15 protein-coding genes are annotated in these 13,815 nt (G+C 40.2%); 1 reads left to right on the forward strand and 14 read right to left on the reverse strand.

Annotated features, from left to right (window positions below; all coding sequences use genetic code 11):
• Positions 1–89: 89 nt before the first annotated feature.
• The 10 genes from NSS87_RS18320 to NSS87_RS18365 all read right to left on the reverse strand — a co-directional run bounded on the left by NSS87_RS18320 (position 90) and on the right by NSS87_RS18365 (position 8,029).
• The gene (locus NSS87_RS18320; protein WP_339241902.1) at positions 90–491 is read right to left on the reverse strand and encodes a hypothetical protein; all 402 of its coding nucleotides are present in this window, start codon (positions 489–491) and stop codon (positions 90–92) included.
• Between the two features lie 100 nt (positions 492–591).
• Entirely contained in the window at positions 592–897 is a 306-nt protein-coding gene (locus NSS87_RS18325) for a hypothetical protein (RefSeq protein ID WP_339241904.1), read from the reverse strand.
• A 317-nt stretch (positions 898–1,214) separates the two neighbouring features.
• Complete coding sequence (locus NSS87_RS18330; RefSeq protein ID WP_042189168.1) at positions 1,215–1,772, reverse strand: AAA family ATPase; 558 nt, start codon at positions 1,770–1,772, stop codon at positions 1,215–1,217.
• Positions 1,773–1,870: 98 nt separating this feature from the next.
• Entirely contained in the window at positions 1,871–2,338 is a 468-nt protein-coding gene (locus NSS87_RS18335) for a DUF2691 family protein (RefSeq protein WP_339241907.1), read from the reverse strand.
• Positions 2,339–2,747: 409 nt separating this feature from the next.
• Complete coding sequence (locus tag NSS87_RS18340; protein ID WP_339241909.1) at positions 2,748–3,845, reverse strand: WG repeat-containing protein; 1,098 nt, start codon at positions 3,843–3,845, stop codon at positions 2,748–2,750.
• A gap of 504 nt (positions 3,846–4,349) precedes the next feature.
• Positions 4,350–4,943 carry an AAA family ATPase gene (locus tag NSS87_RS18345; RefSeq protein WP_339248616.1) on the reverse strand — a complete coding sequence of 198 codons (594 nt, stop codon included), beginning with the start codon at positions 4,941–4,943 and terminating at the stop codon, positions 4,350–4,352.
• Between the two features lie 679 nt (positions 4,944–5,622).
• Complete coding sequence (locus NSS87_RS18350; RefSeq protein ID WP_042189175.1) at positions 5,623–6,045, reverse strand: GNAT family N-acetyltransferase; 423 nt, start codon at positions 6,043–6,045, stop codon at positions 5,623–5,625.
• A gap of 266 nt (positions 6,046–6,311) precedes the next feature.
• The gene (locus NSS87_RS18355) at positions 6,312–7,076 is read right to left on the reverse strand and encodes an SDR family oxidoreductase (protein ID WP_042189178.1); all 765 of its coding nucleotides are present in this window, start codon (positions 7,074–7,076) and stop codon (positions 6,312–6,314) included.
• A gap of 179 nt (positions 7,077–7,255) precedes the next feature.
• Positions 7,256–7,801 carry a tyrosine-type recombinase/integrase gene (locus tag NSS87_RS18360; protein WP_339241911.1) on the reverse strand — a complete coding sequence of 182 codons (546 nt, stop codon included), beginning with the start codon at positions 7,799–7,801 and terminating at the stop codon, positions 7,256–7,258.
• A gap of 30 nt (positions 7,802–7,831) precedes the next feature.
• Positions 7,832–8,029 (reverse strand): hypothetical protein, encoded by a 198-nt coding sequence (locus NSS87_RS18365; protein WP_339241913.1) that lies wholly within the window; start codon positions 8,027–8,029, stop codon positions 7,832–7,834.
• Between the two features lie 336 nt (positions 8,030–8,365).
• Here NSS87_RS18365 and NSS87_RS18370 point away from each other — a divergent pair, with 336 nt between their 5' ends.
• Complete coding sequence (locus NSS87_RS18370) at positions 8,366–8,521, forward strand: hypothetical protein (protein WP_339241914.1); 156 nt, start codon at positions 8,366–8,368, stop codon at positions 8,519–8,521.
• A 164-nt stretch (positions 8,522–8,685) separates the two neighbouring features.
• Here NSS87_RS18370 and NSS87_RS18375 read toward each other — a convergent pair whose 3' ends face one another.
• The 4 genes from NSS87_RS18375 to NSS87_RS18390 form a co-directional block, all read right to left on the reverse strand.
• Entirely contained in the window at positions 8,686–9,705 is a 1,020-nt protein-coding gene (locus NSS87_RS18375; RefSeq protein WP_339241916.1) for an alpha/beta hydrolase, read from the reverse strand.
• A gap of 124 nt (positions 9,706–9,829) precedes the next feature.
• Positions 9,830–10,501 (reverse strand): response regulator transcription factor, encoded by a 672-nt coding sequence (locus NSS87_RS18380; RefSeq protein WP_339241918.1) that lies wholly within the window; start codon positions 10,499–10,501, stop codon positions 9,830–9,832.
• 5 nt (positions 10,502–10,506) lie between these two features.
• Positions 10,507–11,661, reverse strand: coding sequence for a sensor histidine kinase (locus tag NSS87_RS18385; protein WP_339241919.1), 1,155 nt, complete (start codon positions 11,659–11,661; stop codon positions 10,507–10,509).
• A gap of 1,061 nt (positions 11,662–12,722) precedes the next feature.
• Positions 12,723–13,637 (reverse strand): phosphotransferase, encoded by a 915-nt coding sequence (locus NSS87_RS18390; RefSeq protein ID WP_339241921.1) that lies wholly within the window; start codon positions 13,635–13,637, stop codon positions 12,723–12,725.
• Between the last annotated feature and the right edge of the window lie 178 nt (positions 13,638–13,815).

The raw sequence follows: 13,815 nt of genomic DNA on the forward strand, positions 1-13,815 counted from the left end.
GCCTCAAATATAAAACCAGCGGCAGTTTCGGATTGGAATATTAAGTCCTAGACTAGCGCTGGTTTATTGAGCTAACGTGTCCCTTGAGTTTAATCTTTAGGTGTGATTTTATAGTCGACCAAATAGTAATTAGCACCAGGAGTATCATTCTTGAAGTACAGTTCAACATAGTCCTCTTTTGATCCTACATTACATAGGCTTATGGTCAATTCAAAGTATGTTCCTCCATGCATTGCATCCGCACGTATGCTTTCTTTATCCTGATTTTTAAGTATGACAAGTGTATTAATCGATGAGATTTGTTTGCATCCAAACATAACATATTCTGTTTTGTAAATACTCTTGAGTGCTGACACTATTGAAGAATGTAGCTGTTGTAATAAGGCTTCCTCAAGCTGTTTTTCTCTAATTCCTGTATTCGATGCTAAAGTTAAATTTGAGTTTGTTAAAACTATACCGATTAAGACTAAAACGTATAAGCGTTGTTTCATTTTCAAATGGATCACCTTTGGATTTTTCGTTTATTGCGCTCAGTATTTTACAATTTTATCCACAGATGGTGCCACATCGATTTTATAACTAAACTGCCAGTTAGTTGAACAAATAAAAAACGGCTGCCGAAGCAACCGCTATTCCACTAACGTGTCCCGTTAGTTCAATGAGTTCTATGTTAATGATTAAAATTTGATTTCTTTGACCATTTCCAAAGAGCAAATTCCAAACTTCTCTTTTGCCATCAATACCAAGAGTAGATGGTGGTGTTGAGCTTGTGTCACCAACACTCGTGATTGAGATTAGATTCGCCTGAGCATCCCATTTTCTTGATTCTGTAAGACCGATCTGGAAAGCGTCTACTAATGTGATCCCTGAACTGGTGGATGCTGTCGCTTTACTCATTACATTAATGCCGCTTAACAAGATCAAAAAAATCAAAACGCCTCTCCGTAACATTGAACAGAATCCCCATAAATGTTTGGGTTATTTTCCGCATAAATGATTGAATTATTCTGCCCAAAGTTTAATCACTTTCCATTGTCATTTGCAGTAATTAGATACATCGCAGTAGACTCATACTGCTTACTAGCGAATTCCAAAAGAACTCGTTTTGAGGGTTCCAATATAAAAAACTAACAGTTGCCTTAAACTAAAAAATAAAGTCCTAGACTACTGTTGGTTTATTGAACTAAAGTGTCCCGTTAGTTTAACAAGAATCGTTATAAAGCGAATCTATTTTTTATGATTTCAGCAACTTCACGAGCGTTGATTTTCGTATTGTTTATTCTCAAATAGTTTTCTTTTTTAATTTCTCCCTCTAACGAGTTCAATCGATGTTGCTCCATTGTCTGTTTTAGATCCTGTTCAGAGAATGTGATATCTCTCTTTGTCGGTTTATGTTCAAGTCTATGGGGAGTCTTGTTACGCTCTATTCTCTCCTCAAGATCGGCTTCAAGCTCAACAAAATAGACATCTGCACCTTGATCCTCAAATATTTTACAAATTTTATCGACATAATCCCAATCGCTCTGCAAATCGAATCCCCATACATATGTAAATATCATTCCATACATTTTACTGACGGCGGTTGCTTCAAATATATCTTGACGGAATTTATCCGATAATCCCCACATTTCACTACTGAAGCCAAAATATGGAGCCAGCAATTCTATCGTCATATGGTTGTGGAACAATTTTAAATCAGATATCATTTCCAGTTCATGCCCCACTGTCATTTTACCAACTGCCTGAGGACCAAATATCAAAACAAATTTCATGATATCACCACTTTTCGAAGTCATTTTAATAATAGTACCACAATTGGTAAATTTTTATTGCACTAAACTGCCCGTTAGTTGAACAGGAACGTGTATGTTTACCACACAGATAGACTTGTTCTAAAATCATTTTCGTCGGTAATATACTCAACGTTCTCATATCCTTTTCTGACTCCATTCAGATATAAATCATTAAGTATTTTTTCGTCCTTACAATAAATTGTGACGTACAAGGAGTCAACCAACAACAGAACCAACTGGCACTGACTATTTAAGAATTCCTCATATGCGAGAACATCTTTAATGATTTCACCTTTTAAATATGCCTTGAAATTCGCGAAAATTATATAATAAACTCTTGATTTCAAAGTTTCACTGAGGTCTTGCCCCTTCATTCCATATATCTCTCCATGGAACATGGGTTCAATTTTACCCTCCCCAGTATCCTGATATGCTTCCTCTCCACCAATATACCAATCAAATTGACTGATATTGAAAGGTTCCAGTACCTCGCCAAGATGGCTACCCCATTCATTCGGTATCTCAAATTGGACTCCTCTGTTCATTTGCTCGCTTCCTCCCATCAATTCAAACGGGCTGCGTTCTCAGCCGTTAAAATATCGTACCCGTTAGGGTAATGAGAATCGAAATTTATTGGTATAGCATTTCCTGCCCGCAGTTGAAGCTTTAGATGGCATCACGGAAGGGGAATGGCTTTGAAGAAAGGGGAAAACCTGAGGTTTAATAAAGGGTTTCACATATTAGTCATGACTAATATGTGAAACCCTTTATGTTCAACTATCGTGTCCCGTTAGCCTAATCTGAGGGATCTGTTTTCTTTTAATAATATTGATGTTATCATCCATTTGCCATTAGAATTTAACAGCAAGTTAATATTGTTAGTTTCGATAATTTCATTAGCTGTAATGCGCTCTTTTTCCGATACAATCTGTGAAGCTCAGTTGTTCTGCCTTACTATAGTTTTGTCACTCCGTTCGGAAGTTCGGAAGCCGGCGGCCAGACGATCGCTCCGCTGCGGTTCATGTACCCTCTGATTTCCTCGCGCGAATTCGGAACGAGCAAGCTGATCACCGCCAATTCTCCGTTAAAAGCGTCAGCCCAATAGAATTGCGACTTGATCACAAAGCGGCCGGATGTATTGATATAACCGTAACTCTGCCCCTTGCTGGCCGGAGCCAGGCCGCCCTTGAACAAGCCTCCGGCTGTAAAGCCCTGAATGACTTTGGTTCCCTTCTTGTTGATGTAGAAGCTGACTCCATTACGCTCGACAAAAGCCAGTCCTTCCGAGAACGGCTGCGCCATGCTGAACTGCGGTTTTATCAGGTAATTGCCGTTTTTGTCGATGTACCCGTATTTTCCGTTCACGTAAACTACTGCCGCCCCGTTTGAAAACGGTGTGGCGTAATCATACCGGGGCGTAACGCGGAGCTTGCCGGTGGTGTCGATATAGCCGTATTTGCCGCCGTACGCAAGCACTACGGTCGCCATACCTTCGGAGAAATCGGACGTCGAGCTATACCGGTACGGAATGACCAGCTCGCCCTTCGTGTTGATGTACCCCGATGCTTTGCCCACATTGACCCGAGCCAGACCTTCGGAGAAATTAAACGCCCGGGCGTAGATGGGCTGTATGCTCACCTTGCCATGGCTGTCTATATATCCGTACCGTGTCGCCGTAGCTCCGTCAGCGTTCTGAACCTGCGTCGTATACAGCGCACGGTCATTATAAAGAATGCCGGCATCTCTCAACTTGTATTCGAACAGCTCGCTGCCCGCCGAGCTGAAATAATATTGCTTTTTAGCCGCATGGTCCTCGACATACACCGTCCCTCCGGATACTCCTGAATACCCGTATCCGTCGTACACCGCCTCGATGACCTCCTTGCCTTTGCCGTTGATGAAACCGTATTTTCCATTAACTTCAATCGGATACAGTTGATCGCCTGTCTGCGCCTGCATAGCGGTCGCACTGGCAGCCAGCGATTGCTCCGCCACGTTTGTACTGAATACCATCGTCGTAAATATAAGGGTAAGAGCCATCTTTTTAAGCACCTGTTGTCCACGCTCCTCAGAGACTATTTTCCAATCGTTAGTATAGACGACACTTGTACCGGTCTTGTTGCGCGTGATTGGGAATAAATCACAAAAAGCCTTCGATTAATCCCACATTTCGCCCGCCCACATACTGCCGATCAGAAAAATGCTGTTTCGTTCCGAGTCTTACGGACACTGGAGCTGCTATTTGGTAAAATATGATTATTCCCTACTTATCGGCCCCAGTTCTTTTAGCTGTATTTTATGTCTTCATCGAATTGCCTATTTTTCATCGCCATAATCTATTCACCAAGCTTTCGGTGATGGTAAATCAATTAAATTTATTATAGAAAAGATTTTCGCTTAATACCCACTAACATTCTTATCAATCTTAGTTTTCTGCACTATCCTGCCCGTTAACTTAATAAAAACAAGGAACACTGCCAAGGCAAACTGTTCCTTGTTTCGTTCAACTATAGTCCCCCAATGCTTAAATATGGTGCTATCTGATGAATACGCCTTCTAAGAAACACTAACGTTTCTTTTACTTAATTTCTTAAATACCGAATATTCCTTATTGGACTTAATAAAATTCAATATCTTTTCGGCACATTCTATTGGATTCATCTCTTCAGTATTTACTTCAAGGTCATATTCATCAATGCAATATACTGTGCTGAACTGTGAAGCTGCTAATCCAATTTTTCTATCTCCTCTTGCTTGCTCTCTTCTTATGAGTTCTTCTTTCGAGCATATTACACCTATAATTAACGTAGGCTGATCGAAAAATTGATCAAGAAACTCATTAAACCTCTTGTCATTGTCGATTACGGTATCTACTATTACATTAAAACCCAATTCTGATAACAATTTAATTGTCGAATGGTACACTGAGAATATGGAATCATCAAGTATTTGTGAGACAACTTGATGATCTATTTCTCTTGGAGGTTCATCTGGAAATTTATTATTAATAAAATCATTGTAATTATTAAAAAAATCATCAATTGATAAATGATAAAAAGGAATCTCTTTCTGATTTATCAGTTCAGTCGATATGGAGGTCTTTCCAGAACTTGAAGTTCCATTTAGATAAACTAATATCCCTTGTTTCAATTTAATCATCCCTTCAAAAACGTATTTTACAGATAACGTTATAATCACAAAGTTCATAAAATTATCCAACTCATAAAATATTCGAGAAACGATTGAACTATCCTGCCCGTTAGTTGAACAAAGGGCTACCTCTCGGCAGCCCTCTCATTATTGAACTATAGTTTCCCGTTAGGTTAACCGCTTTTTGCTTACTATTGGGAACAACCCTAGATTTTATTTGAACAAGATTGAGGTATCACGAGAATCAAAAAAGTACAAACGGACGTTGATGCCATAGGAATCATAAAAATAAAAAACAAATAAATTCCAGCTATCTTTTCCACTACATCACGCTCCCTCTACCATACCCCAATAATGGATTGGACAATTCTTATGGCCTCCAATAAGTAGGATTTCGTCTTATTTAAATATACCATATATTGGAACCACCCTGCCCGTTCAATGAAAAAAGCAGGATACCGTAGCTCCTGCTCATCAATGTGTATTATTGAACTATCGTGTCTCGTTAGTTGAACGAAATGCACTGTTTGGTCACTATAAAGTCAGTTATTGGAGGCATAAACATAATGAAACTCTTTGAGGTTGCCTGTTATCTTGTCGTATAGAAATATTAAGCAAAAAGAATGGCTGTCGAGCCTTTCTCGACAGCCTGACAAGGAACCAAATGCGGTTCCTTGTTTTATTTATATTCCATAACCCAGTACTTCTCTTCTCCCAGACGGCCTTCCTCATCAACCTTCTTCCATCCGTTGCGTTCATAAAAGGTCAATGCCTTATGATTTTTAGATACGCATTTTAATCGCATCGGTTTATTCATTTTAACGTCAGCTGCTTGCAGCAAACGACTGCCGACTCCTTTCCCTGAGCAATCAGGGTGAACAAAAAGATTATGAATGAAGTTATCCGGCAAATACAAGGAGGTAAAGCCCATAAGGATACCGGCCTCTTCTACTACGATGATGAATTCGTCCTCCGTATGCTTGTCGAAATCCTCCAAGGTCATTTCAATAATATTGTCCCATACGAAGGTATTGTGCCGTGATTCGAGATACAGCTTTCTTAGTTCAGGGTAATCCCCTTCATGAGCCTCTCTAATATTCAATTGCTCACTCCCTCTGCACTGAAATTTTGATGTGATGTATGCCCCTTTTTCAAATATTCACCATTAATACCCAACTATTCTGCACGTTAACTAAACAGGCTGCCGATCGTGCTGGAAGCCTAATGATGTACTATACTATCGTTCCCCGTTAGCTTAATCAAGGATATAAACATACTTGGATGAAACACTCTGTTTCATCCCTTAAATCGGGTGGGATTATAATAGTGAAATGAACATAAAGTGTGGGATTCATCTAATGATTTTACTTATAGGTGAGATCCACCGCTTGCATCGAGCAATTGACCAGTTACCCAACGGCTGTCCGACGAAGCGAGAAAGGTAACAATATCCGCTACATCCTCAGGTTCTCCCCACCTGTTGAAGGTTGAAAGACCGGCCGCATATTTTTGTCCATGGGGATCTTGCAACGTCCCGGCATTCATCTCTGTGTTAATAATGCCGGGCTGGATGGCGTTTACCGTAATATTGCGGTTACCCAGTTGTTTGGCCAGAAGATGCGTAAATGTATCGATGGCCCCTTTCGACATGCTGTAGGTGAACACACTTGGAGAGGCTACGCGCGTCACAAAGGATGAAATATTAATAATGCGCCCCCCGTCTTTTAGACGCGGTAAAGCTTGCTGGGTAACAAAAAGCGGTGCTTTTACGTTAATCTTCATCACCTCGTCAAAAGATTCTTCAGTTGTCTCTTCTAGGCTAACTATTTGACCGATTCCAGCATTGTTGACAAGAATATCGAATCCGCTACCGCCCGTACGTTTCCGAATGTCATCATCCAGTACCGAAAATAAATCATGAATGCCATCGAGAGTGCTCAGGTCAGCACCAATTGCGCACGCGTTACCTCCGCTTTGCTTGATCTGGTGAACGACTGCCTCCGCTTCATTTCGTCTTTTTCCATAGTGCACGACGACAAATGCGCCCTCTTGTGCCAGACGCAATGCGATGCTGCGGCCAATTCCTCGGCTCGCTCCAGTTATTAAAGCGATTTTACCTTCCAACTTACTCATGCTTTCATCTCCTTGTCCGAATTCAGATATAGTTATATCACAGGATAACATTTGAAATGTTGCTCTCTCATTCGGTTACAAGGGGATGTCTTTTGGTAGGTTCTCCGTGCTTATTAAACTATACTGCCCTTTAGTTGAATAGCGGCAGATTTCTAAAAGGGATCTGCCGCTATTATATGCTAAAAAAATCGTCGATACATTTCTCTCCTGCGTTCGCCACGAAGTTGTGCGTATATTTGCGTGGTTGAGGCTTTCTCATGACCCAACATACCTTGGATGAAATCCAAGGGAGCACCGTTATCAAGGAGTTGGCAAGCATAGGTATGTCGAAAGCGATGCGGATAAACATTCGTTTCAATCTCTCCTCGATCTGCAAGTCGTTTTAATGCCCACCTTATTGTAGGAATAGCCATGCGTTTAGTTGGGTTGGTATCCATTACGAATAAGGCTTTACAGGTATCTCCAAGACTGGTCAGGTACTTCCTTAACCATACTTTGCACTCTGTCGTAAAGTACACTTCTCTCTGCTTGGAGCCCTTACCGTTTACGACTATAGAGCAGTTTTCCCAGTTGAGATCCTCGATGTTTATCCTCTCTACTTCCCCGACTCGACAGCCAGTACAATAGAGAAGCTCAAGCAGCGCTCTTTCTCTTAGTGTTTGGCACGAGATCTTAAGATGAATAACATCTTCCTCGACTAAAAACTTAGGAATTCGCTTGTCCAATTTGGGTTCTCTTAGTTTTAAAGAGGGATTTTAAGTCAGGTAAGTCTCTTCATACGCATAGCGAAATAGGGATCGGACGAACCGAATTCGATGCCCTAGGCTGCTTGGCTTCAAACGTTCTGCTTGTTTCGCCAAATATTGCTTCAGCATTGACAATGTAATCTCCGCTATCTCGGGATCACCTAGTTCCGTCATTAGCATTTTGTTTTGGAGGACGTAGGCGTTCAATGTAATCTTCTAACCTGCTTGAGCTAGCGTGTCCCGTTAGCTTAATTCCGAAATCCCTCGGACAGACCGAGGGGCGATAGCCCCAATGCTTGAATACGGTGTTGGTATAATAAGCTCATCCCAGTTCATCGGGGATGAGCTTTTCTTTTATACTTAAAAGATTAGCACTGGGTTAAGAACGAATGTGGTGTTGGGACTTAGATCTCGTCACATAAAGTGTTTCAGCCCTAGCAATGTTGATACCCCGATTTAGTTGGTTGGGCCTAGAGCCCGTATCTCCGTGCCAACCTGTGGAGAGGATTTGTTTTGGGTCCTAGTGTCATCCAAGGAGGTCATATGAATCAACCTGTTTTAAGTATCGATATTGCGAAGGGAAAGAGTATTGCCGCTGCCTTCACTTCCTATGGCGTACAAGTGAAAAAGCCCTTCTCTTTCTCCCATTCACCTGATCATGTTTCGTCATTGCCTTCAGTTCTTGTTCAGCACCGATAATCACGGAGTGCAGACTCATGGCTTATTTCTCTTCTGCTATTTCAAAATAAACGATTTCGCGTAATTGAATGTGATGCGTTTTGCCAGGAAACGGCTTATTGCTAGAATACAAGATATTCAACTCTTTAAGAAAGTTAGGGACCAACATAGTTATTCGTTTTATATCACTTTATAAATGTATCGCACATCCATTTATAAAATTTTTCCTTCTCTTCAAATAGTGGATAATGAGCGGACTCTTCAAAAGAAATGAACTCCTTTTGATCCGCTTCAATCCTATCAAAATAATTTTTGGCTGCATTAGATGAAGTCATAGCGTCGTATTTACCCATTACAAAATAAAATGGTAAATCAAGTTTTGTGACTATCTTAGGTAATGGCTTATCAAAAACCTCTTTTACAAGTTGTTCTTGTGTCTTAGCAACTCCATAGTTATAGCGAATAAAATCCAACAAATTATATTCACGACTTAATAGTATTTCGCCATCCGACATATTAATAAGTCTTGTAGCGCCGCCATACTTCCCTACATAACCTCTTGGAACCGCTGCCTCTCCTTTATATATTGTTTCAGCGATCCCCTCTATGTACTTCACATCTTCTGTATTTCCGGCTTTTTTTGCTTCACTTATTGTATAATTCAAATTATCTATTTCACTTTCTTGCATATTACTCACTTGACCAATCCCAATATAGGCTTCATATTTTTCTGGAGCTTTATAAGCAGCCGTTGTTCCTAAGTATGTGCCGTAAGAATGACCTATTAAGATCACTTTCTCTTTACCAAATCGTTTTGAAATATAATCCGTAAGTTCTAATAAATCATCTACAAGTACATCTGCCGTTAAGTTAGAATAATCCTCATTAAAATGATACGATTTGCCGCTTCCTCTTTGGTCGTAATTAACGACAGTGAAATCCTTTTCTAATAAGTCTTCGTACTTGGCATAAGGAATTTCGGACACACTCGGTCCCCCGTGAACATATATAATGACTGGGTTATTTTGATCATGACCTCTAATCATGATTTGCTGTTTGGTACCATTGATCTCAACTTGTTCTAAAACGCTAATACTGTTATCCCCTTTTATATTCGAAGTCCATGTGGGCCTAAAAAGTGCGATTACCAGTATTATAATAATGAATACACCGACATATTTTATTAATCTCTTTACGTTTTTCATCTAATCCCTCCTTACCCAATACACTACAATTGAAAAGTAATATATTGTAGTGCCGGTAAGTCACTAAAAAGTCATAAAAAAGAGCATAGACAAAGTCAATTTAACTTCATCTACGCTCTCTTATTTAATGTTTCTTATCTTCTATAAGACTCTCTTCCATTGCTTTAGTAATAGCGGAAGATCTGTTTTTTACATTCAATTTCGAATAAATGGCAGAAACATAATTTTTTACAGTACCCATGGAAAGAAACATTTTTTCTGTAATGTCTTTATTGGACAATCCTTGGGTTAAACATTTGAGAACTTTTATTTCTTGATTATTTAAATCATAGGGATGATTCATAACGTTATAGTCTTGATCTGAGTGTGAGTTATAATTTATTTGTATTTGACCAAACACCTCTTTTGCTAATTGTTGAGGAATAAGGGAACCTCCGTGATACACCATTTTAATTCCCTGAACTAAATATTCTGGATCAACAGCCTTTAATATATAACCCTCTGCACCAGCATTTAAGGCATTCAACACATGAGTAACATCTTGAAAAGTAGTAAGGATGATCACTTTAATATTGGGCCAACGTTTTTTTATTTCTTCTGTTGCCTTAACCCCATCCATCACCGGCATTTGAATATCCATTAAAAGAATATCAAGGTTTTCCCTTTCGCATAAAGCAATTGCCTCTTCTCCATTTTCTGCAGTTCCAACAATCTCAATGTCAGAAATATTTTCAATCACAATTTTTAAACTTTTTCTTAGAATCTCTTGATCTTCAACGATTGCCGCTTTAATCATGATCATTAAACTTCCTTTGCCATAGGTATGATACACGTGATCCTCATACCATTATTCAATTTAGAATCAAAGTTAACCGTACCCGCTAATGCCGATATTCGATCTCTCATGGAGCGTAAGCCAAATCCTAAATTTAATTTATTACAACCATTTCCATTATCTTCGATAAGAACGATCAATTCTTCTTGTTCAAACGAAATATTTACTTTAATAAAAGTAGCCTGACCATGTCTTTTCGCATTTGTAAGTCCTTCTTGGATACAACGAATAATGGCAAACTTTACTCTTTCACTGACTTTGGTCGCTTCCCCTTTGACATTCAGTTGTATATCTGTTGATGTATGTTTCATAAAATCAGCAATCAATTCTTGCACTGATTCAACAAGTGTCTGATGGTCCGTTGGAGACATATGGTGAATTGTCTTTCTCACATCGTTCAAGCCATTCCGTGCTAAATCTGAAATCTCTTTTATACTATTTTCTGCTTCTTTTTGATCTGCCGGATATAGAAAAGGAAGGGCATCTAAGCTTGTTATGACCGATGTGAAAATATGACCTACCGTATCATGCAAGTCTTGCGAAACTCTATTTCGTTCTTCCTTTATCGTCAGTTCCTCAATCTTTTTTGAGTAATATTCCAAATCCTTATTTTTTTCCTCTATAGAGGCAATTAACTCTTTATTAGCTTTGTTGACAATGGTCATCCTTCCTAAACAAAACCCAATACCATAAAAAATAGTTGTGTCAACGAAGAGTTTAAAGAAATCCTGATTAGTGAAGAGACTGCCAGCCCATGTACTAGCTATTACGGCGAAAGGTCCTAACCAAATTAATGGCTTAACTTGACAAGCATAAGCAAGAGTAAGGATAGGCACAAGTAAAAAGCTGTAAGTCACTGATATATCATACTGACTCGATAAATAAATAAACAAAGAACCCGTTAACAACACCTCAGCCATTAAATAATATTGGAATTTAATAAGCCCAGGTCGATAAAATAGATGGGGTATTATATAAGAACAACTAGCCCATAAAAGTAAAATCCACTTTTCTGAACCAATCGTACTACTAAATATCGCGTATCCATTGAATGTAAACCATACCGTACGCATGAGAAATAGAAAATAGTCGGGCCAATGCCATTTTCTTTGATCACTCATTTTCGAATCATGCCTGGAGATGATAAATGTAACTGCATTATGAACCTTACTCCCCTTTGTGAATTTTGTATTTTCCTATGTTATTGCCTAAGAAATCAAACCCAATGAAGTGTTTCAATATCAACTAAAGGATATAACTTTTTTTGAGGAATTGTCTATACTTTAAGGTAATAGGTCTTCTTATTGGAGCCCCAGGCGCAGGAAAAAACGGTGACCATGATTACAATAACATCATCCATTCCTTTTGATTAAAGTTAGTTTACAACTTAGAGTTAGCTCTAATTCAAGTTAATAAAAAACCTGCACCGAAATAACGGAATGCAGGTATATACAAACAGATGGAACAAAAAGGTAAAACACCGTGTTCATCCAGTGAAGTGTAGATAAAACCGTGCAACTTTTTATAAACGCTATAACTTTTTTTTCGAAATGGTACATCTTTCTTTCAATTCTACAAAAGATGTCTTTTGAAAATAAAGTCAATTGAAAATTCGGCAATACCAGATTTTCCTTGCACTGTACGTCTCCATTCCGATAATATTGCGGATATGACAACTACCTATATGGTGTTCCAATACGCCAGCTCCTCATTTCATCTCAACTTCCAGTTTAGGTTAATTCGGCTAAAGGCAAAGTTTTTTGAAATCATGCTACGTTCACTATTCGGTTCGGTACAACTGACCGTATGCCGCATTAATGTCCGATTCGAATTGTGACGCCGCCCGGCCCAGACAAGAACATATACCGTTCATGTATCAATAACCGAGATACCTGTAATATTCGTTCGACCTTTTAAACGACAAAAGCTGCCGTATCCGACGTCGGCAGTTTTGAACTATCCTGCCGTTTCTTCAATGCGAAAGGGAGCAGCTGCCCGTAGCGGTCTGCTCTCTGGTTGTTTGAACTATCGTGTCTCGTTAGCGCAACGACTTACTCTGTTGAATTTCGTGTTCCTCAACATAAAGCGGCATCAGAGAAGGCGGATCGTACCTTATCGCGGCCTTTAAACGACAAAATGGTGCCGATAGCCATAGCCCCATAGCCGCAACGAAATAATGAGCCTAATCCGACAGTGCCCGCATGATGTTGGATTTCGCCTCTGCCGCAATCGCTTCATTCCCGTCATCGACCGCTTGCATTAAGATCAGTATGGGGATGTATACCGCGATCAGCCGCGCCAGCAGCTTCGTTTCCTCGTCCGCTCCTCCGTACGTTTCGAAAAACACGCCACGAGCGTAAGGTGGTAAAAAGCTATAAGCAACGCTCAAATCGCAAGCCGGATGGCCTACGCTCAGATCGCCCCAATCAATGATGCCGGAAACGATCCCGTTCTCATTCACAAGCATATTTTTGAAATGAAGATCGCCATGTAGCAGTGCATTCACCGACTCGACACGGTCCTTTTGCAGCCTGCTAATATACGCTTCGATCACACCGGACTCCTCCGGCGACATGTGTTCAACCACCTTCGATAGAAAGCCCTCCAATTTCACTTTGCGCGATGCTATGTCCGTCAAGTTTCGATGATCTTGCTGAACTCCGCACTTCAGCGCCGCCTGCACCGGAAACTCATGCAATCTCCGCAAAAATTTCGCCAGCGTCTCTGCCGATAAAGCCCGGCGTTCTTCCGTCAAACCGATTGGGAAATCTCCTGGCACGTAGGCATAGCCAAGAAATGGTGCCGGGTATTCGTCACTTGCTTCGCCATAAAACAACGGTTTCGGATAGGGGATGGTCATATATGCCTCCAGCTTCGGCAGCAGCTTCCCTTCCATATGAATCGAGCCAACTGCAATCGTTCTTCTTGGAAACCGGAACACGTACTCGTCACCGATGAGAAAAACCGTATTGTCCCAGCCCCAGCCCAATCGCTTCACTTTCTTCGATGACAGCTGAGGGAATTGTCTGCCGATCAGCGTCCGCGCCTGCTCTTCGTTAACCTCCCACTCCGCATCCCATACATTCGTTCCTCCCATGAAATGTCTGCCTCCTCGTTCCTTACGTTATTTAGATGTTTACATTCCCTGGTAGTTACGAATAACTGCCCGTTAGTTGATTGCATATCAGTATTATTCTACATATTACCAGTCGAAATCATTATGCAAAATGTACTCTTCTGGTTCCAATTCTATTGCAAAACTTTCGCAGATTATA

Origin of the sequence: Paenibacillus sp. FSL F4-0243 (assembly GCF_037963295.1) — a bacterium.
Lineage (GTDB): Bacteria > Bacillota > Bacilli > Paenibacillales > Paenibacillaceae > Paenibacillus_AQ.

What these genes read in the sequence shown, in the direction of transcription:
- NSS87_RS18320 (WP_339241902.1), bottom strand. Translation starts at nt 491, where the DNA reads ATGAAACAACGCTTATACGTTTTAGTCTTAATCGGTATAGTTTTAACA.
- NSS87_RS18325 (WP_339241904.1), bottom strand. Translation starts at nt 897, where the DNA reads ATGAGTAAAGCGACAGCATCCACCAGTTCAGGGATCACATTAGTAGAC.
- NSS87_RS18330 (WP_042189168.1), bottom strand. Translation starts at nt 1,772, where the DNA reads ATGAAATTTGTTTTGATATTTGGTCCTCAGGCAGTTGGTAAAATGACA.
- NSS87_RS18335 (WP_339241907.1), bottom strand. Translation starts at nt 2,338, where the DNA reads ATGAACAGAGGAGTCCAATTTGAGATACCGAATGAATGGGGTAGCCAT.
- NSS87_RS18355 (WP_042189178.1), bottom strand. Translation starts at nt 7,076, where the DNA reads ATGAGTAAGTTGGAAGGTAAAATCGCTTTAATAACTGGAGCGAGCCGA.
- NSS87_RS18370 (WP_339241914.1), top strand. Translation starts at nt 8,366, where the DNA reads ATGAATCAACCTGTTTTAAGTATCGATATTGCGAAGGGAAAGAGTATT.
- NSS87_RS18375 (WP_339241916.1), bottom strand. Translation starts at nt 9,705, where the DNA reads ATGAAAAACGTAAAGAGATTAATAAAATATGTCGGTGTATTCATTATT.
- NSS87_RS18380 (WP_339241918.1), bottom strand. Translation starts at nt 10,501, where the DNA reads ATGATTAAAGCGGCAATCGTTGAAGATCAAGAGATTCTAAGAAAAAGT.
- NSS87_RS18385 (WP_339241919.1), bottom strand. Translation starts at nt 11,661, where the DNA reads ATGAGTGATCAAAGAAAATGGCATTGGCCCGACTATTTTCTATTTCTC.
- NSS87_RS18390 (WP_339241921.1), bottom strand. Translation starts at nt 13,637, where the DNA reads ATGGGAGGAACGAATGTATGGGATGCGGAGTGGGAGGTTAACGAAGAG.